General features: G+C 64.1%; 26 protein-coding genes. 17 read left to right on the top strand and 9 right to left on the bottom strand.

What is annotated here, in order from left to right; translation table 11 throughout:
• Window positions 1–121: 121 nt before the first annotated feature.
• Window positions 122–487, bottom strand: coding sequence for a VOC family protein (locus VFZ97_14025; GenBank protein ID HEX6394550.1), 366 nt, complete (start codon window positions 485–487; stop codon window positions 122–124).
• Between the two features lie 140 nt (window positions 488–627).
• Between VFZ97_14025 and VFZ97_14030 the strand changes: the two genes are divergently transcribed.
• From VFZ97_14030 to VFZ97_14065, 8 genes are all read left to right on the top strand, one after another.
• Window positions 628–963: a metalloregulator ArsR/SmtB family transcription factor gene (locus VFZ97_14030; GenBank protein ID HEX6394551.1), complete on the top strand. Its 336-nt coding sequence runs from the start codon at window positions 628–630 to the stop codon at window positions 961–963.
• A complete protein-coding gene (locus VFZ97_14035; protein ID HEX6394552.1) occupies window positions 960–1,430 on the top strand; it encodes an SRPBCC domain-containing protein in 471 nt (156 codons plus the stop codon). The genes VFZ97_14030 and VFZ97_14035 overlap by 4 nt, the downstream gene beginning before the upstream one ends.
• Window positions 1,431–1,441: 11 nt before the next feature.
• Window positions 1,442–1,582, top strand: a complete 141-nt coding sequence (locus VFZ97_14040; GenBank protein ID HEX6394553.1) for a hypothetical protein — start codon at window positions 1,442–1,444, stop codon at window positions 1,580–1,582.
• Window positions 1,583–1,718: 136 nt separating this feature from the next.
• On the top strand, window positions 1,719–1,985 hold the full coding sequence (locus VFZ97_14045) for a hypothetical protein (GenBank protein ID HEX6394554.1): 267 nt from the start codon (window positions 1,719–1,721) through the stop codon (window positions 1,983–1,985).
• Between the two features lie 286 nt (window positions 1,986–2,271).
• The gene (locus tag VFZ97_14050) at window positions 2,272–2,523 is read left to right on the top strand and encodes a helix-turn-helix transcriptional regulator (GenBank protein ID HEX6394555.1); all 252 of its coding nucleotides are present in this window, start codon (window positions 2,272–2,274) and stop codon (window positions 2,521–2,523) included.
• Window positions 2,516–3,754 (top strand): HipA domain-containing protein, encoded by a 1,239-nt coding sequence (locus VFZ97_14055; protein HEX6394556.1) that lies wholly within the window; start codon window positions 2,516–2,518, stop codon window positions 3,752–3,754. The genes VFZ97_14050 and VFZ97_14055 overlap by 8 nt, the downstream gene beginning before the upstream one ends.
• A 51-nt stretch (window positions 3,755–3,805) precedes the next feature.
• A complete protein-coding gene (locus VFZ97_14060; GenBank protein HEX6394557.1) occupies window positions 3,806–4,954 on the top strand; it encodes a CapA family protein in 1,149 nt (382 codons plus the stop codon).
• Window positions 4,955–4,964: 10 nt separating this feature from the next.
• Window positions 4,965–5,375 carry a nuclear transport factor 2 family protein gene (locus VFZ97_14065; GenBank protein ID HEX6394558.1) on the top strand — a complete coding sequence of 137 codons (411 nt, stop codon included), beginning with the start codon at window positions 4,965–4,967 and terminating at the stop codon, window positions 5,373–5,375.
• A 27-nt stretch (window positions 5,376–5,402) separates the two neighbouring features.
• On the opposite strand, the gene VFZ97_14070 is transcribed toward VFZ97_14065, so the two are convergent.
• The 3 genes from VFZ97_14070 to VFZ97_14080 form a co-directional block, all read right to left on the bottom strand.
• The gene (locus tag VFZ97_14070) at window positions 5,403–6,380 is read right to left on the bottom strand and encodes a hypothetical protein (protein HEX6394559.1); all 978 of its coding nucleotides are present in this window, start codon (window positions 6,378–6,380) and stop codon (window positions 5,403–5,405) included.
• A 71-nt stretch (window positions 6,381–6,451) separates the two neighbouring features.
• Window positions 6,452–7,579 (bottom strand): uroporphyrinogen-III synthase, encoded by a 1,128-nt coding sequence (locus VFZ97_14075; protein ID HEX6394560.1) that lies wholly within the window; start codon window positions 7,577–7,579, stop codon window positions 6,452–6,454.
• 115 nt (window positions 7,580–7,694) lie between these two features.
• A complete protein-coding gene (locus VFZ97_14080) occupies window positions 7,695–7,937 on the bottom strand; it encodes a hypothetical protein (protein ID HEX6394561.1) in 243 nt (80 codons plus the stop codon).
• Window positions 7,938–8,370: 433 nt separating this feature from the next.
• On the opposite strand from VFZ97_14080, the gene VFZ97_14085 reads away from it, so the two are divergent.
• From VFZ97_14085 to VFZ97_14120, 8 genes are all read left to right on the top strand, one after another.
• Window positions 8,371–9,426 (top strand): NlpC/P60 family protein, encoded by a 1,056-nt coding sequence (locus VFZ97_14085; GenBank protein ID HEX6394562.1) that lies wholly within the window; start codon window positions 8,371–8,373, stop codon window positions 9,424–9,426.
• Between the two features lie 75 nt (window positions 9,427–9,501).
• Window positions 9,502–9,798 (top strand): DUF6112 family protein, encoded by a 297-nt coding sequence (locus tag VFZ97_14090; protein HEX6394563.1) that lies wholly within the window; start codon window positions 9,502–9,504, stop codon window positions 9,796–9,798.
• Between the two features lie 113 nt (window positions 9,799–9,911).
• Window positions 9,912–10,721: a hypothetical protein gene (locus VFZ97_14095; protein ID HEX6394564.1), complete on the top strand. Its 810-nt coding sequence runs from the start codon at window positions 9,912–9,914 to the stop codon at window positions 10,719–10,721.
• A gap of 4 nt (window positions 10,722–10,725) precedes the next feature.
• A complete protein-coding gene (locus VFZ97_14100; GenBank protein ID HEX6394565.1) occupies window positions 10,726–11,922 on the top strand; it encodes a hypothetical protein in 1,197 nt (398 codons plus the stop codon).
• Window positions 11,919–13,364: an SCO6880 family protein gene (locus VFZ97_14105; protein HEX6394566.1), complete on the top strand. Its 1,446-nt coding sequence runs from the start codon at window positions 11,919–11,921 to the stop codon at window positions 13,362–13,364. The genes VFZ97_14100 and VFZ97_14105 overlap by 4 nt, the downstream gene beginning before the upstream one ends.
• Window positions 13,364–14,920 (top strand): hypothetical protein, encoded by a 1,557-nt coding sequence (locus tag VFZ97_14110; protein HEX6394567.1) that lies wholly within the window; start codon window positions 13,364–13,366, stop codon window positions 14,918–14,920. The genes VFZ97_14105 and VFZ97_14110 overlap by 1 nt, the downstream gene beginning before the upstream one ends.
• 46 nt (window positions 14,921–14,966) lie before the next feature.
• Window positions 14,967–15,557: a hypothetical protein gene (locus VFZ97_14115; protein HEX6394568.1), complete on the top strand. Its 591-nt coding sequence runs from the start codon at window positions 14,967–14,969 to the stop codon at window positions 15,555–15,557.
• A gap of 49 nt (window positions 15,558–15,606) precedes the next feature.
• Window positions 15,607–16,140: a VOC family protein gene (locus VFZ97_14120; GenBank protein HEX6394569.1), complete on the top strand. Its 534-nt coding sequence runs from the start codon at window positions 15,607–15,609 to the stop codon at window positions 16,138–16,140.
• Window positions 16,141–16,151: 11 nt separating this feature from the next.
• Here VFZ97_14120 and VFZ97_14125 read toward each other — a convergent pair whose 3' ends face one another.
• The gene (locus tag VFZ97_14125; GenBank protein ID HEX6394570.1) at window positions 16,152–18,332 is read right to left on the bottom strand and encodes a hypothetical protein; all 2,181 of its coding nucleotides are present in this window, start codon (window positions 18,330–18,332) and stop codon (window positions 16,152–16,154) included.
• A gap of 48 nt (window positions 18,333–18,380) precedes the next feature.
• Complete coding sequence (locus tag VFZ97_14130; GenBank protein ID HEX6394571.1) at window positions 18,381–19,025, bottom strand: helix-turn-helix domain-containing protein; 645 nt, start codon at window positions 19,023–19,025, stop codon at window positions 18,381–18,383.
• A gap of 118 nt (window positions 19,026–19,143) precedes the next feature.
• Between VFZ97_14130 and VFZ97_14135 the strand changes: the two genes are divergently transcribed.
• Window positions 19,144–19,551 carry a DUF1801 domain-containing protein gene (locus tag VFZ97_14135; protein HEX6394572.1) on the top strand — a complete coding sequence of 136 codons (408 nt, stop codon included), beginning with the start codon at window positions 19,144–19,146 and terminating at the stop codon, window positions 19,549–19,551.
• A gap of 19 nt (window positions 19,552–19,570) precedes the next feature.
• On the opposite strand, the gene VFZ97_14140 is transcribed toward VFZ97_14135, so the two are convergent.
• From VFZ97_14140 to VFZ97_14150, 3 genes are read right to left on the bottom strand one after another with little or no spacing between them, the layout of a single operon-like run.
• A complete protein-coding gene (locus VFZ97_14140; protein HEX6394573.1) occupies window positions 19,571–20,053 on the bottom strand; it encodes a universal stress protein in 483 nt (160 codons plus the stop codon).
• Window positions 20,050–20,763: a rhomboid family intramembrane serine protease gene (locus VFZ97_14145; GenBank protein ID HEX6394574.1), complete on the bottom strand. Its 714-nt coding sequence runs from the start codon at window positions 20,761–20,763 to the stop codon at window positions 20,050–20,052. The genes VFZ97_14140 and VFZ97_14145 overlap by 4 nt, the downstream gene beginning before the upstream one ends.
• A 1-nt stretch (window position 20,764) precedes the next feature.
• Complete coding sequence (locus VFZ97_14150) at window positions 20,765–22,138, bottom strand: DUF2252 domain-containing protein (GenBank protein HEX6394575.1); 1,374 nt, start codon at window positions 22,136–22,138, stop codon at window positions 20,765–20,767.
• Window positions 22,139–22,195 lie beyond the last annotated feature (57 nt).

Consider the following 22,195-nt stretch of genomic DNA (forward strand, 5'->3'; position numbering starts at 1 on the left):
TCACTTGCCGAGACCAGCCATCGCCGGATGTACCACCTCTGAACGACGCCATTGACGACAAAAGGATCCGATGGGGCGAACTCCTCGGCGGCTTCGCGAGACGCCCATATGGACATCGCCCTCACTGAATGGCGCCTCTGGAGAGGCCAACAACGTGCCCCTCGGGGTCGGCGAAGAACGCGAAGGTCAGTCCGAAGTTCTCGATCTCGGTCGGCGGAACGATCGTCATGCCCCCGAGTTTCTCGGCCTTTTCGAGGAACTTCGCCGGGTCGTCGACCTCGACATAGAAGGTAACTCCGCCCGATCCGCCATCCTGACTGGCGCCGATACCGCCGGCGATCCCGCGTTCCCCGGCCTCAACCAACCCGTAACCGGACCCGTCGCCGGCGTCGTTGACCTTCCAACCGAATAGCTTCGAATAGAAGTTCTGAAGCGCCGGACCGTCTTTGCCCGTGACCTCGAACCACCCGACGACTGGCTTACCCATTACGAAACCTCCTGGGAGTTGGTGCGCCGGGAGCGATAGTGGACGCTCCCGCCTGCAGCTGGTATCGTCCAGATAGTAAGTTCTGACGCACGGTGCGTCAAGGCGCACAGTGCGAAACGACGCACGAACCCGAGGAAATCATGAGCTACGACCTGCTTGATCCCCAGATGGAGGCGATCTTCGACGCCCTTGGAGATCGCACGCGGAGGCTCATCGTCAAGCGCCTTGAAGGTGGTCCGTTGCCCGTGGTCGACATCGCTCGTGACATGCCAGTCGCCCGGCCTGCGATAAGCCAGCATCTGCAAGTACTGAAGGCCGCTGGACTGGTCGTCGATAGACCGGCCGGCAACCGGAGGATCTATGCCCTCGATCCCGAGGGCCTGGTCGAGCTCCGTCGGTTCATCGAATCGTTCTGGGAGGACGCTCTGACTCGGTTCGCCAGGTTCGCCGAGAAGGGCATCGAACCAACGCAATGACGCCACCCGATCCGTCGGCTCCGATCATCGAGCCGGTGCGCATGACCGTGCGGGTGCGAAGGAATATCGAAGACGCCTTCGATATCTTCACGAGGGACATCGGCTCCTGGTGGCCACTGGACCGATTCAGCTTTGACACCGAACGATCCCGCGAGCTTCATCTCGAGCCGTTCGAAGGTGGCCGGTTCTACGAGCGTTACCGCGACGGAGTCGAGCATGACAACGGCCGAGTCCTTCGATGGGAGCCACCCCGGCTCGTTGCCTACGCCTGGCGTCACGACGACTGGTCCGAGGCGACTGAGGTTGAGGTGAAGTTCATCGCTGAGCAGCCGAAACTAACAAGGGTCGAGCTGGAGCACCGCGCATGGGAACGACTCGGAGTCGAAGGCGCGAATTGGCGAGACATGTACAACAACGGCTGGCCGACAGTGATCAGATGTTTCGCCTCGTTTGCCGGGGTCGCTTAGCCGTGTGGCGGGTGCTTGTGGCTTCCGACACCCATCTGTCACCAGGGGTACCGAGCGCGGAGTCGAACTGGGCTGCGGTTGTTAGAGCAGTTGCCGCCCGGCGACCCGACGTGGTCGTCCACGCCGGCGATCTGATGGGAAAGCCCGAGTAGAGCTGGTCGAGCTGCCGGGACTGGTTCAGTTCACCCTCGGCGAAGACATCGCCGATCCTTACGAACACACGTCGTCCGGTCCTGACTGACGAACAAGTCAGTTGCTGCCAGAGATGCAGCTCATCAAGCTGGAGCAATGAACTTGCACGTCGAGATCGCCATTCGCGATGCGACCGCCGGTGACTTCGAGGACTGGTTTCGGCTCTACGAAGCTGTTGCCGCGGAGGGCCTATGGATCGCGGGCGAGGCACCAACCGACCGGGCCGACCGCCACAACGCGTTCAACTCCTATCTCAGTGACCCAGATGCTGCGTCATTCTTGGCCGAGGTCGATGGCCTGCTAGTAGGGAACCTCGGCGTTCAAGTCCGCCGAGGGATCGCAGATCTAGGGCCCACAAGCTGATCCTGGAGGTCTGGCCACACAACACGTCCGCTCAAGGCCTGTACCGCAAGTTCGGCTTCGAGCAGGAAGGGCTCTTCAAGCGTCACTATCGCCGCCGGAACGGCGAACTGTGGGATGCGGTCAGGTTGGCCACTTGACCGGCTTCTCGAGCGTCGGGAGGGGACAGGGAAGCTGCCTGTAGACGTGCTACAAATATGTATCAGGTTCCGCCGGTAGCGGTTGCTACAGATGTGTATCGCAAACGGATATACTCAGGTGATACAGATATGTAGCAGGAGCGGCAAGCATGGAACGCCAAGCGCAAATAAGGAGAGGCGCCGATCTCGGTCACGTTCTCGCCGAAGCACGACGAGCCAAGGGATTCACCCAAGCCGAGATGGCCCACGAGGTCGGCCTTACTCGTGTCTACCTCAGCGCGCTTGAATCCGGCCGCAGCACACCTCTCCTTGAGCATTACCTCAGGGCACTACGGAGAATCGGGGCGGAAGTCACGGTGACCTACACAGTGCCCGAGAGCAAGGAAAATGGTGATGGCTAAGCTCGAGCCTCTCGCCGTTTGGCTGAACGACACCCACGTAGCCGACCTGCATCCAACAAACGCCTGGACTCTCAGATGTAGGTACACCTCCGAAGCGCTCGATCTGGCCCCGGTAGGCGCACCCCTGCTCTCCTGCTCCTTACCCCTCGGTACCAGCAGACTCAACGCCACCGTGTTTTGCAACGGTCTTCTTCCCGAAGGCCAGCACCGTGAGGCTATGGCCTCCCTGGCTCGCGTCGCCTCGATGGATACCTACCATCTGCTCGCCCGCTTTGGTCGTGACGTCGCCGGCGCTCTCGTCATCGGTGACTCGCCTGAGAAGAGCCAGGGCTCGGTCGAGCCCTACACAGCTGAGACGCTTGAGGCCGAGATAGCAGAGCTGCCGGACCGACCTCTCGGGTTGCACGACGATTCTGAACTATCTGTCGCCGGTCTCCAGAACAAGCTGCTGCTCGTCAAACTCGAGGACGGCACCTGGGGTCGCCCCGTGCACGGCCAGCCCTCAACCCACATCCTCAAACTTGACGACCCCAGACACCCTGGGCTCATCGAGGCCGAAGCCTCTTGTTTGCGCATCGCCCGCGCTATTGGGCTCACCACGATCGATCCCGAATTGGTCACCATCGGTGGCCAGAGGTGCCTCATCGTCGAACGCTTCGATCGAATCACTGTTAACGGTGTTGTCAAGCGGATCCATCAGGAAGACATGTGTCAGGCTCTCGCTCGAGATCCAGAAGCGGCCGGGGGCCGTGGCAAGTACGAGAGATACGGCGGACCCAGTCTCGCCCAGGTCGCCGAACTGCTTGAGACCTGGGGTGCTGACCCCCTCGCCGAGTTGCGGCAGCTGTTGAGGGCCACATCCTTCAATGTCGTCATCGGCAATGCAGATGCCCACGGCAAGAACCTTGCGCTCCTACGTCCGGATTACCGATCCGTGACGCTTTCACCCCTCTACGACACGATCCCGACCGTCTTGTGGCCAAAGCTGCGCCCCACTACCGCCATGACGATTGGTGCGAAAGACAAGATCAACACGATTAAGGCCAAGGATCTTCTGGCTGAGGCGCGGCGTTGGCGTGTCCCGGACGATCAAGCCGAACAAGTCGTTCGCGAGACCTTCGACCAAATCAGGGCAGTCGTGTCCGACATCGAAGTACTGCCCGAGGTTCAGAGGTTGGTGGTCCAACGAATCGACCAGATCCGCGACACATCGCATTCTGGCTCTCTTTGAGCGAGGCTCCGATGCTCATTGGTCAGGTCGGGAGCTAAAGTCGGACTTGAGGTGACACCACGCGAGTTCACTCGTCGGGAGATACTGCGGGTGGGGCTGGGCATTCCGGTTGTTGGCTTGTCATTAGAGGCTGGTTGCACGAGTGAGGGCAGGCCGGCCCGCCAGTCTGGTACTTCGTCAACTGCTTCCATCCGAAGGTCGTCGTCCTCGACCACGGCCGAGGGGACACGAGGCCGTTCAGTTACGTTCGCGTTCGCGGGTGACACCCACTTCGTCGACCAGTGGGATACCGAGGGCGGGGCGTCATACATGGGGGTGCCGACCCTGGCCGCGCAGTTGCGTTCCGATCCGCAGCATCTCCTGTCCCCGGTTGCGCCGGTGTTCGCTCGAGCCGATCTCACCATGGTCAACCTGGAGACAGCCATTACCGACCGGGGCGAGGCGGTCAAGGGCAAGGCTTACCACTTCCGCTCGACGGCGTTATCCTTTGGGGCTCTAAAGGCGGCTGGCGTAGATGTGATCGGCATGGCTAACAACCACGCCCTCGATTACGGCCCTGTCGGTATGGCCGATACCTTTGACGCCATAGCGGATTCCGGCATGCCGGTACTGGGCATCGGCCATAACGCGGCCGAGGCCTTCAGGCCGTACGTAACGACGATCAATGACCAGCGGGTTGCGGTCTTTGCCGCCACGGATTGGCTGGAGCCGGCACTGGTGGGTCAGTGGACTGCGACCGACACCCAACCGGGCCTGGCCTTCTGCATAGACCCCACCCGGCTGCTCGCAGCGGTCAGCTCCGTACGACCGGATGTGGACACACTCGTGGTCTTCCTACACTGGGGCATCGAAACGACCCACTGCGCATCGCCCGAGCAACACGGTCTGGCCCAAGCTCTGATCGACGCCGGCGCAGACATCATCGTCGGTAGTCATGCCCACCGGGTCTTCGGCGCCGGCCATGTCGGCAACGCACTGATTGCCTACGGCTTGGGCAACTTCGTCTACTTCAGAGAGGACGGCGAATCCGGGAGCAGTGGGATACTGCTCGTAACCGCCACCGGACGACAAGTGGATACCTACGAATGGATACCCGCCCGGATCGTGCACGGTATCCCCAAGCCTGAAACCGGATCTGCGGAGGCCTCCGACGAGGCGGTGTGGGCCGATCGGCGAGCATGCAGCGGCCTGACCTCGTGAGTTAGACACCGTGGACCGGCTCGTCACACTCCAAGGAATCGACGCCCAAGAGAAGCGATTTGCTGACGCATTTGCTTCGCTCGACATCCGCCTCGCTAGCGACCTGTATCACCCCGAGGTCGTCTACCTCAGCCCTACGACTCGGCTGTTCGGCGAGCCGCGGGCCATCGAAGGAGTCGAAGCGACACTCGACTTCATCCAGATGATAATTGCCGGCTGCCGAAACATCGAATACCGGCTCGACGAACGTGCCGTTATTCCGGGGGCAACCGCGGCGTACACGAGGATCATGTTCGATTGGGATGCCGACAAGGGCCCCCGGCTGCGGTCCGAGTATGTCGTCGTGTACCGCTACCGGGATGGTCTGATTGCTCGGCAAGAGCTCTATTACGACCCTAGCGCTCCTCCGGGCCGGGTCTGAATCTCCCTGGGAGCGCTGCCTAGAGCTTCAGTCGCGGGCGGTCACGCCCGGTCCCAGTCGACGTCGTAGGTCGGCCTCGAACTCGCGCACCAGCGGGCCGGCGTGCTGCTCCTTGAGGCGGGTCAGGTTCGGGTAGCCCGCGTCGCGCTCGGCGTCCCACTCGTCGGCGAACCGCCCGCTCTCGATGTCTTCGACGAGCTCGCGCATGGGAGTCATGATGTCGATGTGGTCGTACCGACCTCGCCGGGTCAGCTGGCCGTACTGGCTCGTCGGAGAGTGGAACTCCGACTGCACTGCGTATCCGACCTCTCGCAGCAGCCGGTAGGTGCGCTCCACCTCGCCGGACAGGACCAGCTCGGTCATGACCGCCTCAATTGGAATGCCCCGTTCCACCATGGTCTGGACGAACGCCGTGTTGACCGCGGTGAGTGCGGGAGAAAGGGCCTGCTCCACCGCAAGGTCGAGCAGGGCCTCTTGTTCGGCAGTCAGCTCGATGGCTCCCTGTCTTAAGCCGCCGATGGCCAGGGCGATCGCCAACACCCGGTCCCGTGCGCTGCCAGTCACGTCGCGATGCACGCCGACAGCGGTGATGAATCCGACTCCTTCCTCGTAGCAGCTGCGCACCTCCGGTCCGAGCATGCGGGGCGCGACCAGGCCGGCGTCTCCAGGTGGAGCCAGGCGGCCAAACGCCAGGGTGTAGCCGCTCGCCACGATCACGCACGACGACGGGCCCGGCTCGAGGCCCAGCTGAGGGATCACGTCGTCGGGAACCAAAACGCAGATCACGTCGGCGTCGTTGGCCGCTTCGACATCGCGTGCCGCGAAACCGTCCGCCTCGGCCTGGTCGCGGGTTGCGTCACGGCGGACGCAGACGGTCGGGGTGAGCCCGCTATCACGCAGGTTGAGGGCCCAGGACCTCCCTTGGTTGCCGTAGCCGACCACTGCCACTTCTGCCCCGTCGAGGGCGGCAACGTCGGCATCGCGCTCGTAGTAGATCGTTGTCATGGGCCCATGATTGCCGAACAGCTACGTAGGGGGTATCTGGTATGTCATCAGCACCAGCGGATCGCCGATGATCAGATAGTCCTCTTGGTGTGAGAAGCGGTCGACGTTCGCAGTGCGTACCCGCGGCGATGGACTGAGTGGATGGACTCGCCGTGGGCCCCGAGGCGCTTACGAAGTCTTGCGATTCCAACTTCGACGGTATGAGCGTCGGCGGCGGTGCCGGACCAAACGGTTTGCAGTAGGCGTTCCTTGGTAAAGACCGTGTTCGGATGCCTGGCCAGGGTTGATAACAGCCGGGCCTCGGTGTCGGTCAAGGAGATGCATTGGCCGGCGATGATCACCGTATTGCCGCTGAGCACCATCGAGCTCGGAGCAATCTGCAGGGTGACGCGACGCTCGGTGAGCCGGTCGGTCACCGCTCGCACCATGGGCCCGAGGCGGAAGGTGTCCGGTTGGATCAGGTGCGGTGACAGTAGCCCTTCGGCGGCAGCTGCTTCGGCGCAGACGGGACCGACACATCCTACGACTGACCGCCCGTCGGTCAGCCCGCGGCGCAGTTCCGTTTCGATTCCCGCGTCGGCCGCGATGGTTAGCCAGTTACGGATGGCCGGCCCGGCAGTAAATGTCACTGCATGCAATCGACCGTCGATTACCGACTCGGCCAGTCGTATGGCCGGACCGGTGTCATCGGGGAGGGTCCATCGGTAGATCGGTAGCGTGACAACCTTGGCGCCCGCTCGGCGTAGGCGCTCGACCTCGACAGTCTCCGAGCTCCCGTCCAGTTGCAGCACCACTCGCTCCCCGGGTGCCAGGCTCTCTAGGACCAGGTCAACTACTTCGCTGAGCCGTTCCGTTCGAGCGCGGGCTACCACGGCCAGGCCGGCGGAATGGATCGCCCCTGACGCCTTGGGTCCGCGGGCGAAGATGCGTGTCCGCGCGAGGGCGGTTTCAAGAGCCCGCCCGATCCCCCAAGTATCGGCGTTCGCAAACCACGAGCGAACGCCCAGTCCGGTGTTGGCAATGAGCACCGCCGGCGGCCGGGCGATCACACCCTCGGTCGCGCGGCGAAGAGGGGTCTCCGCCCCGAGGGGCTGGGTGCGGATGGTCGGACCGTGCACCACCCTGGCGCCGCTCCTCTCGAACAGGAGGGCTTGTTCGTCCCACCTGCGGTCGGCCGTGATGCCCACGGTGAAACCCACGAGGGATCCCGGAGCCTTCGTCGTACCATCAGCCGCTTTGCCGATCTGCTCATACGAGCAGCGCCACTTTTCGCCCTCGTTTCTTCAATGTTACGGGTGTGCTTCGGCGGGCTTGTTAACCGCGCGTTTCGACCAGGATCCAGTAAGTCACATGCCCGAATTCAAGGTCTGCGCCGTCCGGATCCGACCGAGGCGCCGTTTTCTCCGCTAGACGCGAATGCACCCGCTTCATCGCAGCGTCTACGTGCTTGATCAGCTCCTCGGCGTTCGACCGAAGTTCCACGCTGTACTTCCGTAACTGGGTGGACTGGTCACGGAGATCCCGATCACGAAGATCGTGTGTACTGGCACGATCCATGTCCGAATTCTTCCCCGCCGGTCGTCGCGCTATGCACAAGGCCAGCTGCCGGGACAGCCCGCGGGGGACTGCCCCGGCGCGCGGGCTGTCGTTTTCCGTTTGCCGGTGCCGCCAGCCGCGGCTGTCACAGCGCTTCGATCCAAGCAGAGACCGGCCTCTGATACCAGAGGACAACATGTGGAAAAGCCCGCGCCGAGCAAATAACAACGACGAGAGCGTCCACCCACCGATTCGGCATGCATGATGCAGGTTGCGTTTTGGTAACGGTTGGATGAACTTCAACGTCGCAGTCGGTCGTTTCGGTGACCGTGAGCGGTTCACGTGGGTAACCACTAGTAGTGATCACCCAACCACTTGACGTGGCAGACCATAATCGGCTTGTCTGAAACCAACTACGGCGGAGCAGGAGGCTCCAAATGCAACTGCACGGGCGATGAGTTCGCTGCCCGCGCGCGCACTCGCGGTCCTGGTCCTCTTGGGATTTGCCGCGTTCGCGACGGCCGTGGCGGTGGTGGGAGGAGCTTTGACATCTTCTGCCACAAGCGGGGCGGTGACCGGTTTGGAACAGGCGGCTCAGGCGTGTGCCGTGTTCGGAGGCGTTGGTGTGTTGTCAAGCGAGCAGGCGCAGAACGCGGAGGTGGTCGTTGCCACAGCTCTAGCCAACTCGGCGGAGAACTTGTTGACGGCTCAAATCGCAGTGATGGCGGCTTATACCGAGTCGGGATTGAGGAACTTGGGTCCGGACGCCGGTCGCGCGGACAGCTTGGGTCTTTTTCAACAGCGGATGTCGCAGGGTTGGGGATCGGCCAGTCAGGAGATGGATCCGGCGCAAGCGACGGTGATGTTCGTGCGCCGCCTGGTCGCGGTCCCGGGATTCAGCTCGATTGCTCCCTGGGATGCAGCCGAGCGGGTTCAGCGTTCGGTCTTCCAGGACGCGAGCAACTACGAGGCGAACTGGTCGAAGGCAGTGGCAGTCGTTTCGGTGGTCGAGTCGAATGGGAGTTCGGAGGGCGGTTGCGGCCAGGGTGTGCCTGGTGGTTTGGCCGGGCCGGCGCCGTCCCATGGCTTGCCGCCGGGATATGCCATCCCTGCCGGCACTCCTCCGGCGCACGCCGCCGCGGTGGCTTTCGCGCTCGGGCAGCTCGGCAAGCCCTATGTGTGGGGTTCTGCGGGACCCGGATCGTTCGATTGCTCCGGGTTGACGGCCGCGGCGTGGGCTGCGGCAGGGGTCGGTTTGCTGCATTACACGGTGGATCAGCTTCATGAGGGTCAGATGGTCGTGCCTGGATTGGCCACGCCGGGGGATCTGGTGCTGATCCCGGGGTCCGACCCGCCGGGACCGGGCCTTCCCGGGCACGTGGGTCTGTATTTGGGCGACGGTCTGGTTCTATCGGCGGTCGACGCAGTCACAGGCGTGGCGGTGCAGTCCTGGGCGACGTTTGTTTCAGGGGGTCTGGAGGGGGTCGTCGATCCGGCGCCGGGCCGATGAGCCCAGGCTCCGGATGCAGGTCGCCAGCGTGGCGAAGGCCCTTACGGGCCGACTCAACAGAGGAGGGCATCGTCCATGACAGCAATCGCAATGTTCGCCGGCGGTGTGAACGTGTCGCCCAACAGCTCGGGTCTTCCTGGGATCAGTGAGTTACAGAACATCGTTGGTGCGTTGCTCACGCTTGGCTTGCTCGCGGCTCTGGCCGGGTTGGCGATCGCGTCGGCGGCTTGGGCTGTCGGAAGTCATTCGGCAAATCCGATCCTCGCCGGTCGAGGCAAGACAGGCGTGATCGTCTCGTTTGTATCGGCGGGTCTCACAGGTGGTGCTGTTGCACTGATCGACTTCTTCTCCTCGGCAGGCGCGCATTTGTGATCGGTTCGATCCTTGATCTACCTCGCGCCGGCCGCGTGGGCCGGCACGGAGGGACGCACTGGGATGAAGGCTCTGCTCACCGCAGCAGATGGCGACGGGTTGGAACTGTCGGATTGCTGCTGTTCGCGGGTCTCGTCGTTTTGAGCATCGTTGTGGTTCTGGTCGCGGGCCGGAAGCCTCGGGTTACCCCCACGTCTGCCGCTCGTCTTGCCCCGCCGACTCTAGGCGAGCCGTTGTCGCCCGCGGTTCCGGCGGCAGGAACCGGGCTGGCGTGGCATACCCCCGCGACGGTGGTCCGTTCGGGGACGCCGGTTCAAGAACAGTATGACCAGGCTCTGAGCCAGGGTCTGGGAAGTCTTCCTGGAATCGCGACAGCCGCCACACTCGCGGCGCCTCAGCCTGTGGTGGAGGGCGGATGGCCGACTCTTGCTGTGGCCACCACTCCGGAGCAGTGGGCGTCCGAGTTCACCTCCGCGCTGCTTGATGTCGACTATGCCCGCCAGTCGCGTTCTTCGCTCGGTGAGTGGCTGCAGGCGCAGGAAGCGCCTGAAGTGATCCCCGGCATTCCCGACAGCGTCGCAGACAAAGTCCTCTACATATCCCTTCTCGATCCGGGCCTCTTCGGCGGGCAACCTTCACCGGTTCCGACCGACGCTGGATGGGCGGCCAGCGCCGCAGCCGGCGCCAGACAAACAGTCAGCGGCCTGCTTGTTCAGGCAGACCCCGGCTGGGCACAGATGGTCGCGGCAGGCTGGCAGCCCCCCGATGCCCGGATGACCGAACTGGACGTGTCAGGCGTCCTGAACCTTCGTAGCGGACCGGCCACGTCGACGCAGAAGTTCAGCGTTCAACTGATTGTCGGTAGCAGCAGGTGGCACGACGGGTACGGCACGGTGGCGGTCGGCGGATGGAAGGAGAGCTGAGACGATGAGTTGCGCTCCGTGGGATCCCGCAGGCTGCGCGTCGGACATCGCCAAGTCCGCCGCGGGAGACGCGTTCGGTTCCATCGCCAAAGACTTCGCGAAGGCTGCGGGCTCGGCGGTGGACTGGCTGTGGGGCCAAACCTCTAGCGCGACAGTCGTGCACCTGGGCGGCGCTTCGTTCAGCGTCGACGCCGCGATCGTCGGGGCGATAGCTGTAACCGTCGCCGTGGGACTCTTCGTACTGCAGGTAGCCGCGTCGGCGTTGCGAAGAGACCCGGGAGGGTTGGGCAGAGCGGTCAAGGGCCTCTTCGCGGCGTTCATAGGTGGTGGGCTTGCGATCGCGGCCACCGATGTCCTGCTGTCAGCGGTCGACTCACTCTCGAACGGTGTGGTGCAGGCCGCGACGGGTGACTCGATGGACAAGCTCGGTCACTCGATTGTCTCGAGCGGCGGGATTCAAAGCGCCACGGCTAACCCCGCGGCGTTGATGCTTCTGTCGCTGGCGGTTCTCGCGGCGGTGATCATCGTTTGGGCCGCGCTCATGATCCGAAAACTGTTGATCGTGGTGTCGGCGGTCTTTGCGCCTCTCGCGTTCGCCGGGTCGCTTTCGGACGTCACGTCCTCATGGGTTCGCCGCTGGATTGAAGTGATGGCGGCCCTGATTATCTCGAAGCTCGTCTTGGTTTTGATCTTCGTGATCGGCGCCGGAATGCTCGTGCATGGCGAGGGCCAATCCGGCAACGGCACGGTCCAGACGTCGACCCAAGCCGTGACCGGGGTGCTGGTGCTGGCGATGGCCGGCTTCGCCCCGTGGATCGCGTTGCGATTGGTGCACTGGTCGGGTGATCAGTTCCATCACCTGCACTCGATGGCAGCGGCCTCCTCCGCAGGGGCGCAAAAGGCGGTCATGGTCCCTCAAAAGGCCGCGGCCTGGTCGAGCAGCGGGTTCGGCACCGGCGCAGCCGCCGGCGCGTTCACCGGGCGAGCCGCCGCGAGCGGGGGAGCGGCGCATCTGGCGCGCGCACCAGCCGGCCCAGGTCCGAACGGAGCTGCGACTCCCGCGGCGCAAACGGCGGCGAACCGTCCGACGACAGCAGGTTCGGTTCCGAACCGCCCTCAGCCTCCGCCACCGGTGGCAAATCGGACCCTGGCCGATTCGTGGTCGGGCCAGCCGGCACGGCGACAAGGAGATGACACGTGAGTTCAGCCAATCAGCCCGTAACCGTCAGGTTCGGGCGCCGATCCAGGCGCGGGTTGCTGCTCGGGTTCTCCACGCCTCGGGTAGTCGTCATCGCCGCTGCCGCAGCAATGGCGGTAGCCGGCCTGATGGTCGCGAACGCGCTGGGCCTGCTGATGTCGGCGGTGGTGTGGGCGCCGCTCGGCGCAACGGCGTTCGTGCGACTAGGCGGCCGGCCGCTCGTCGAATGGGCCCCGACGGTAACCCAGTGGTGGGGGCGGCGCGCCACAGGCCAAGACCACTACCGGGCTCCGGTCCACCGGACAAGACCCGCCGGATCGCTGGGGCTCGGCGGCGACGGAGCGTGCCTGCGGTTCCACATCGATCCCGTCACCGGTGCGGCGATGGTTCATGATCCGCACCGACGCACCCTGACGGCTGTTCTTTCTCTGTCGCACCCGGCCTTCGGGCTGCTCGACAGGGACGACCGCGAGCAGCGGATCTCGCGCTGGGGGAGGGTGCTCGCAGGACTCGCTCAGTCGGGGAGCCTCGCAGCCTTGCAGGTTCTGGAAGCCACCGTCCCCGATCCTGGCGACGGGCTCTTCGAATGGTTCCAGTCGAACGGATCGCCGGGTCATCCCTGGGCGGCCGAGCAGTACGCCCAACTTCTCGACCAGGCGAGGCTCGGGTCGTCGACACACCGCACGACAGTGTCGATCGCCCTTGACACGCGCGCCGCGGGTCGGGCGATCAAAGTCGCCGGAGGCGGAATCACCGGCGCCGCGGAAGTCCTGCGGCAAGACATGCACGGCCTCGCCGACGCGCTTCGCCAAGCGGGGCTCACCGTCGGCGACTGGCTGGGCGAAGCCGAGCTGGCGTCGATCGTCCGGTCTGCCTACGAGCCAGACGTTGTGCTGGATCCGAGGCACGACGCCGGGTCAAACCTGAGCCGTTCAGGGCCGCTTGCCATCTCCGAGCATTGGGACTGCCTGCGTCACGATTCCGCCTGGTCGTCGGTGCTCTGGATATCCGAGTGGCCACGCATCGACGTCCCGCCGGACTTCTTGCACGCTCTCGTCTTCGTACCGGGGGTTCGTCGCACTTTGAGCCTGATCGCCCGTCCACTCCCGACCGACGATGCGTTGCGTCAGATACGTAAGGAAAAAACGGAGGCCGTGGCGGATCAGGCCCAGAAGGCCCGCATCGGCCAGATCGCCGACCTGTCCGACGCCGAGGAGTACCAGGACCTCCTCAACCGGGAACGGTCGATCATCTCCGGGCACACCGACGTCGAGTTCACAGGGTTCATAACCGTCACCGCAGACACCAAAGACTCGATGGAAGCGGCGCGGGCTGCGGTCGTACGCGCGGCAGGGCAATCAGCGTGCGAAGCGAGACCTCTCTTCGGCCGTCAAGCCCAAGGTTTCATCCTCGCTTCGCTGCCTCTCGCTCGGGCCGCCTTCTGATGAGGTCGGCCAGGCGCGCGCGACAAGAACCTGCGGACTTCCCGACGGAGTCGAACGAGGGCTCGCGGTGGGCCGGGGACGACGGATCGGTCCACAGCTACGCGGGATACGTTCCGATTAGCACCCCGAAACATCTCAAGGCCCAAAGGCGAGCCGCCCGGCGGATCGAAACCCAGCATCGGCGGCGCCTGCTGGCCGAGCGCCAGGCCCAACTTGACGAGGAGCGCCGAGCGTCGACGTCCGCCGCACTCGTTCCGGCGAGCGGATTCGCGGGCCCGTACGCCGGAAGAGCGTGGTGGCGTCTACGTGTAGCGGGGCACCGTGCCACAACGGAAATGCTCTCCGGCGCGTACCCGTTCCTCGCGGAACAAGGTCTCGGATCCGCCGGCATACTCATCGGCCAGGACGCCTGGTCGGGCACCGCGTTCTGCTACGACCCGTGGGTCCTGTACAGCCAAGGGGTTCTCACCAACCCGAACATTTTCCTCGCCGGGCAGATCGGCCGGGGCAAGTCGACGCTCGCCAAATCCCTCGCCCTGCGCTGCATCGCGTTCGGGCGTCGCGTCTACGTACCGGGCGACCCAAAAGGCGAGTGGAGCGCCGTAACGACGGCACTCGGCGGCCAGGTAATCGAGCTCGGCATCGGAAGGCCCGCACGGCTCAACCCCCTCGATGAAGGGCCGCGGCCAAGCAGGAGTGACAACACCACCTGGCGAGCCCAAGTCGGCCAACGAAGGATGAGCCTCCTCGCCGCGCTCGGAGAGGCGACGCTCGGCAGATCTCTGCGGTCCACCGAGCGCTCAGCCCTCGACGCCGGCCTCGCCCACGCCAGCGCCGCATCGATCACTCCTGTCCTGCCTGCGGTGGTCGAATCGCTCTTCGAACCAGATCAACCTTGGCGTGGCTCGACCATCAACCAGCTCCGAGACGATGGGCGCGAGGTGGCGCACGCGCTCGCTCGCCTCGTCCACGGCGACCTCGCCGGCCTGTTCGACGGACCCTCCACTATCAGGCTGGACCCGTCACTTCCGATCGTCAGCCTCGATCTGTCGCATGTATCGGGGTCGGACACCCTCCTGGGGCTGGTCATGACGTGCGCCTCGACCTGGATGGAGGCAGTTCTGCAGGACCCCGCCGGCGGGCAACGACTGGTCGTATACGACGAGGCGTGGCGGCTCATGGCCCAACCTGCACTGCTCGCCCGAATGCAAGCCCAGTGGAAGCTGTCACGAGCCTGGGGACTCGCCAACCTGATGATCGTCCACCGGCTCTCCGACCTCGATGCCGTCGGCGACATCGGATCCCAGTCCCGAGGCCTCGCCCAAGGCCTGCTTGGCGACACCGCCACCCGAATCCTTTACGCGGAACCCTACGACGAAGCGACCGCGGCCAGGCGAATACTCGGCCTCGCGTCCGTTGAGGCAGAGCAGCTCCCCGAGCTCGCCCAAGGTGAAGGGCTTTGGCGCATCGGCCAGCGCGCATTCGTGGTCCGCCACGTGTGCACACCGGGCGAACTCGAGCTCTTCGACACAAACGCCCGGATGCTTCACCGTTAAGCATCGGAAGCCCGCCGTCGGAGGAGCGCTCGCGTAGGGTTCAGGCGTGTTGCAGCGCTGGGAAGCTGGAGTTGCGACGGCCACCGTTACTGCGGTTGCGGTCGTTCTGGTAATCCTCGACGTCGTGAACCACAGCGTGCGCCGGTTCTGGCAGACGCACGCCCTGACCGCCGACACGGTTGGAGGTCTGATGGTTCTGGCGCTTACGGTCCTTGTCGTCAACCAGGTCCTTAGCCGACGTCAGATCTCTTCACGCTCTCGAGTGATCGCTGCCCAAGCCGGGTTCGTGCTTGGACAAGCAAGGCGCTGCGTCCAGGCGGTGCGTTCCCTGCAAGGCGAAGAGGGTGACCGCGACGTCGCCATCAACGAGGCTCGCTCCTACTCGCTTATGCTCATGGTCGCCGCCCCTGTGCTGATCGACTCGTCGGTAGCTCGCGCCTTCCTCGACCAAGCGCAGCGCCTGGCAGGAGAGATCGCACGGATCCTCACTCAGCCGGAACTCGCCACCTCCAGCTTGAGCGACGATGCAGGTCGGTTGGACGAAGCGGTCGACCACCTCCGAGCAGCCGCCGGCCCCCTGATGAGCGTCCTCACGTCTGGCGAGCGCTCGATCGTGCAAGGCCCGTCCTCTTCCTGATGTCGTCCGAATTGCGCGCCCGCCTCGTGACTGGGATCCTCATCGACTCGTGAACGCCAATCAACGACCCGGCAATGATGAGCCGGCCGTCTTGCGGTCCGTGGGCGCCGTATTCGACCACGCCGCCCACGCGGTCCCGTCCATCCGTTCGGCCCTGTCGCTGTATCGGGATCTGCTCGGGGGGACCGTCGTCGTCGGCGGGATCAATCCCTGGGGCGGGCACCTTGCGATACAGCTGGAGTACCCGCACGGCGGGCGGATCGAGCTGCTCGAGCCGGTTCAACGTGACTCGTCATCCGTCGGACGTTTCCTCGAGCGTTCCCCACGGGGAGGTCTCCATCACCTCACCTTCAAGGTCGATGACCTCGCAGCAGCTCTAGACGTGCTGACGGGCGCAGGTCTTACGCCGTTCGGGACCATGCTGGACCAGCCTCACTGGAAAGAGACCTATCTTCATCCTCGAGAGACCGGAGGGGTGCTTATTCAGTTGGCCCAGGCGCAGTTCGGGTTCCCTGGTATGGAGCAGCCACTCGAAGATTTGCTCGACCAAGCCGAGGCGATGCGCCAGGCGGCCGGGATCTGAGTGATGTCCGCCTATCGACCCCCGTCGATGCAGATGCTGGATAGGTAGAAAAGGGCGCTCTCCCAGACGTGCGGCATGTCGTTGAGCGGCACGACCGGACCTCCTGGTGTGTACCTTTGCCAGAACTCGCCGAACAGACCGGTGCTGGTCGTGAACCCCGTGGCCATGGTATGCAGCACGTTTTGGAGCGCCTGATGCTGCGCCGGAGATGCCGGTGCCCAGGTCTCGCAAACGCCCAGGAGCGCCTTGCCCTCGTAGCCGCCAGACGACGAAGCGAGTGACGACAGCACGGCCTTCCACACTCCCTGTGCTTCGCCCTGGATGCGCGGGTCAGCAGCTTGATGGAGCTGCACAGGCCAGAGGAGCCATCCACCGTCGGTATAGAGGACGGGCTGGGCGGAGGAGTTTCCCGGCTGCTCCCTGTACGCCCGCTGTGTGTGGTCGTAAAGCGCGTCGATCGCGGCCTCGAGGGCCAGCGCACGGCTCTTCCAAACGGCGACTTGGGCCGAGCCGTCACCGAGGTCAGAAGCCGCAGCCACCGCCGATCGCAACCCCAGCAAGACCGGTCCGGCTCCGTGAAGAGTTTGCGATGGGGTGAAGCTATCGTCCTCGTTGGCCTGACATTGCAGTCCGTTGGTCGGATCCGCGCAGGCGGATAACCAGTCCGCCGCCCTCGCGATCGCGGGGTAGACCAACGCGAGGTACGTGTGCACGGAGCCGGCCGGTAAATAATGCGCGTGGTCGACGAGGGTCCAGATTCCGAAGCCCGTCTCATCGATCTCGTAGGGGATCGGACCAGCGGGCTGACCGTCACCATAAACCATCATCGGCCAGTTGCCAGGAGGCCGAAGGAGGTCGGGATTCTGCGCGGCCGTCTGGGCATCCGCTTCGAACAGTTCGTGCCGGGTAACCGTGCTGTGATACCCGGCGACGTCGAGAGCGTGATCGATGAAGGCGCCGTCTCGAATCCAATCCTCTCCGTATGGTGCCTGTGTGTCCGCGGAAGCGACGATGGCGCCGGTCTCGGGATCGATGGCAAGTCGCATGGTGATCAGAGCCCGCAGCGCGTCATCGCGGACGGCCTGGTCATCCGTCACCGGTAGGACGGCGCCCGAGAGCCAGTGGGTCCAGTCGGCGTTGACCGCGGACAGTTCCGAGCTGAACGGCCTGTCTCTCTCCGACTGAAGGACTTGCAACGCCTCCTGCGGCGTCGGTCCCGGCGCGATGATCATCCGCTCGTTCGCCGTCCCCGAAGGACGGAAGTCCAACCGGGTCGCCAAAGCGCCGGTTGCCTGTCCAGCTTCGAAGGTCGCTCCCCCAAGGGAGGGGTGCGACGCGTCGAGTTCGTTGTAAGCGTCAGCGGGTCCGATCGGGGGCGCCAGCGGGTCCAACCCGTCTCGGCCAACTTCGAAACCGTTGGCCGGAGTATCCCACCCGAAGGCGATCCCAACCGATGACGGGCGGCCCGTACTCGCGTCGATTCCGGACCACGAATGGACGATCGCCTGGGTTTGCGAGTCGTAGCGCGCGAGCTGTTGGTCGTTGAGTTGGTTCAGGCAATTGTCCTGACCAGGCGCGTACCGAACCTTCGACGCGATCGGATCGAACTTCTCGTAGTAGACGAGGCTTGCGTCGGTTACCGGTGATCCCGGGTCACGCGTTACAGCGAAGTTGCGTACGAACGCGTTGGCCGGAGCCGCGGTGGCGAGATCGGTATCACTGACCGTTAGACCCAGGACCGGCTGGCGGAAGACCGTAACGACCACGGGCGTGTCGGGAGAGGCGTAACGCTGCGTGTGGGTCCACGTTCTCAGCCAGGCGAATCTCGTCTTCTCGCCGATCACGTAAAGAATGCCGGCAAAGCTTCCTTCATTGGGGAGAGCCCCTACAGGGTTCCCGCCAGCGTCGCGCCCGCTCGCGTAGTACTTGACCTGGTTGAAGTAGCTGGGATTCGGATAGCGGAACACCGTGACCGTAGCCGCCTGATTCAGGCCGGCGGTGATGGTGCCGTTTCCGGCTTGGGCGTTGACGTCGGATACCGGGCCGGTGACGCCCTGCACGGCACACTGGCCCGCGATGAACGGGGGCCGGTTTGACGAGTTAGTCGCGGACGGGCCGGACAACGCACTCGCCGATGCGCACTGAACGGCGAGAACGAGCGCGACGATCATGGCGCGGCGTCGCCTCCCCACTTATCAAGCTTCGGCGCCGAGTGGAGGTAATCCTGCTCGGATGAACACCTACGCGAGAAGCTGGTCGATGAGGATTGCCTTCAGCCAGGTTTCGTACCGCTCGCCGCTCCATCCTCGGTCGAAGACGAGCAACCCGTAAACCTCGGGAGAAGCAAGTGCATGGATCACGTCCGCTGCGTCGCGCTCTCGCATGCCCGGCCGCAAGGCTTTCGAACGAGCGAGCGACCGTGCGATTCGCTCCTGGCCGTCGTGACGTTGCCGCGCGATTTCGGCGAGCAAGTAAGCTGCGGCCTCGTCGGATCTGGCTGCGTCCGCAAGGATGCGATGAACCGGTGCGGCTCGGGCCATCAGATCGCGGAGCATCGCCGCGAACCCTGTCAACTGGATCTTCGGGTCTCTGTCGGAGAGGAGAGCTCGGATGTGGGGGCGGTCCAACATCGGGACCGCTTGGTCGTCGCCGACGATAGAAACGTCGAGCACGGCTTTGAGGATCCCGAGCTTCGAGGAGAACAGCCGGTACACGGTCGCCTGCGGCGTATCCGAGTGGTCGCTGATTGCCTCGATGGTCGTCGCTGCGTATCCGCGCTCGAGGAAAAGGGTCCGGGCGGCGTCGACCACCGCGGCCCGTGTACGGCGGGTGCGCGCCTGAGACGGTCTCTGGTTGGAATTCCGGGTCTTGACATCTCCATCCACAGCTGTGAGAGTAACACTATCGAAACGAGAGTCAAGATCTCGAATCAGGGATCATCGTCTCGGAGCGGTGCCGGGACGTTCAGCGACCCGGACGGGTTCACATGGGAGGCCGATCAGCATGGATAGCGACAAACCGAACGGTTCACAACTGATAGACGAGAGGATCAAGGAGCTCGGCGACTGGCGGGGAAAGGTCCTCAGCACGGTGCGAGGGATCATCAAGGAAGCGGACCCCCAAGTCGTCGAGGAGTGGAAGTGGGTGAAATCCACGAATCCCGGGACACCCGTCTGGTCGCACAACGGGGGCATATGCACTGGTGAGACCTACAAGAACGTGGTCAAGCTCACATTCTTCAAGGGCGCGGCTTTGGACGACCCTTCAGGTCTGTTCAACTCCAGCCTCGAAGGGAATGTCAGGCGTGCCATCGACATAAGAGAAGACGAGAAGATCGATGAAGCGGCGCTGATGGACCTGATCCGTGAAGCCGTGGCAATGAATCTGAAGGGTCAGAAACGCTCCGGCTGACGTCTTCCGGACACATTCGTCATCTTGCCTCAGGGCGGTGTTTCACCAAAACAACCGGACCTAAAGATCGGTGGACACAACCTTCGCTGACCGATCCAAGTCGGCCAGCCGGTCCGCGGCGGTGCCCGCCGACTACGAGCATCGCGGCACCGGCGGAAACTTCGACGAGGGACTCCGCGGGAGGACCGTCGAGCAGCGCCTCCGAGTGAGACACCGCGAGACGGTCACATTTCTCGCCGGCCCGGCTCAGGACCGCCTCCCCGTAGCTGTCTGGGTCGGAAATGCCCATGGGTACCAGCGGTGCGGCCACCATCTCGTTCACCACGGACACCACGTGCACGATGAGCAGTCGTCGGTCGCTGCAGCGAGCTTCGTCGATCGCCCAGTCCAAGGCACGATCGCTGCCGTCAGACCCGTCCACGCCTATGACGATGGTCTTCGAATCGACCTCTGGGCCCACTGTGGATCCAGCCGCCGACTGCTGCTCTCTCGAGATGTTCATGTCGTCCCTCCCGAGTACTGGTAGGTGGCTCCGGCCGGTGAGACTCGTTTAGAACGGACCAGTAGCAGTGTCATCAACGCGCCGAAGATGAATCCACCGACGTGCGCGAAGAAAGCGACGCCTCCGCCGTTGGCTTGGGCGTTGAAGAGGCCGAAGTTCGCCTCAACCAACTGGTAGAGGAACCAGAGCCCCAGGAAGACCCACGCCGGGATCCTGATGAGGAATATGGGGAAGATGAACGTGCGGACCCGTGAGCGTGGGTACAGCACCGCGTATGCGCCCAGCACCGCGGCAATGGCGCCGCTGGCTCCGAGTTCGGGCACCCGGGCGTTCTGCACGGTGCCAAACAGCAGGGTCATCGCCGTCTGGGTGATGAAAGCGACAAACCCGCCTGCGAAGTAGAAGACAAGGTAACGGACCGGACCGAACGCGTCCTCGACGTTCTTCCCGAAGATCGCCAGAAACAACATGTTGCCGAGGATGTGGTCCCAGCTCCCGTGCAAGAACATCGCAGTGATCCAGCTGATCCCCCAAGGCTCCGGTGCGTGACAGGAGCTGTCGACGGAGCACGGGTAGAAAGACGCGTGGTAGACGGACGAGCTGAGGTGCGGCAGTTCGTAAAAGATCCATACCGCGAAGTTGGCCACGATCAACGAGACGTTGACAAAGGGGAACCGCCGGGCAGAGAGGCCGTCGGAGAGCGGGATCATTTCATGAGCCCTCTAGCGTTTCGATGCGACCAGTCCGGACGGCATTCGTGAAGGCTTCGTAGTCTTGTTCGACCTGATCGGCGTAAGCCCGTGCGAAAGCGGCGAGGGCCTCGTCGAAAGCTTGACTGTTCCCTAGATAGCCGGCCAGAAGGGCGGGTTGACCGGCGCGGGCGTGGGCTCGCGCGAGGGTCGCGCCGCACAAGCGCCCGTATGCGACGATGTCGGCGGGTCGAGCGGTTTCCACCGGGAAAGCGCCCTTCATGTCGCGCAACTGGCGGACATAGGTGTCGAAGCCGTCGGCATGTGCCCAGCCCAGGAACGTGTCGCTGGCGGCCTGCATGATTCGCTGGCCCACCGCGACCCGTTGACCCTGATTGCGGAAGCGGGAACGACCCACGTAGGGGGCGAGTATCGATGCTTGTGCTTCTTTGACCTGGAGGAAGAGGGGATCGAGATCGGACTTCGCGGCTAGCAAAACGATGAAGCACCGGGTACCGACGCTTCCGACGCCCACGACCTTGAGAGCGGCGTCGACGAACTCGTACCGGTCGAGGAGCAGACGTCGGTCGGCCTCGAGGGTTGCCAGGTAGGCCTTGACGAACCCGCGTGCCTGTTCGAGCTGTGCGTCGTTGAGACGAACGACCACCGGCGGATCCTCGACTATCACCCGTTGCCCGTCGCGCACCGCGGTGAGTTTGGAAAGAGCCTGGAGACTGGTGGACTGGCGGGCCTTGCTCACTGTTTGCTTTGCGACCGTTCGGCTTTGCCGGTCGGGTATCGCGGCGACGATCGCTTCGACGTCGAGGCTCGAGTGCCACACTTCGAAGGGAGAGAGCTCTGACATCGCGGCCATCTGCGAGCGATATTCCGCCGAGCAGTCGCGCACGGCTGCCTCGCCGTCCGTGTCGGTGAGGCCAGCCGTCCTGGCGGCGACCAGCAGGCTCGCGGCGAGGCGTTTGACGTCCCATTCCCACGGCCCGGGTTGTGTCTCGTCGAAGTCGTTGACATCGAACACCCGATTCCTCTCCGGAGTGGCGTAGGTCCCGAAGTTGAGAAGATGGGCATCCCCGCAGATCTGGAGAGTTATCCCAGTTGATGGCGAACGGCTCAAATCGGCGGCCATGACCGCGGGTGCGCCGCGGTAATAGGTAAACGGCGATCGCATCATGCGGGCGTTGCGGACCGGTACCAGTTCGGGCAAACGGCCCGAGTTCGACGCCGCAAGCACGTCCAATGGGTCGGGTCGGTCCTCGGACGGCCGCCAGGACCCGTGGCTGCGCCGAGGCACTCGGTCACGCAGCGCGCGACCGGCGGCTATCAGCTCCGGACGCGTCCTTGGCGCAGGAACAGAGGGAGTCGCACCGGGGCTGGTCATCGTCTAGGTCATTGTCCAATTCTCTGGCTCGGTGTCCAGATGTATCAGACCGCAGCC

The organism is Acidimicrobiales bacterium, from assembly GCA_036378675.1.
Classification (GTDB): domain Bacteria; phylum Actinomycetota; class Acidimicrobiia; order Acidimicrobiales; family Palsa-688; genus DASUWA01.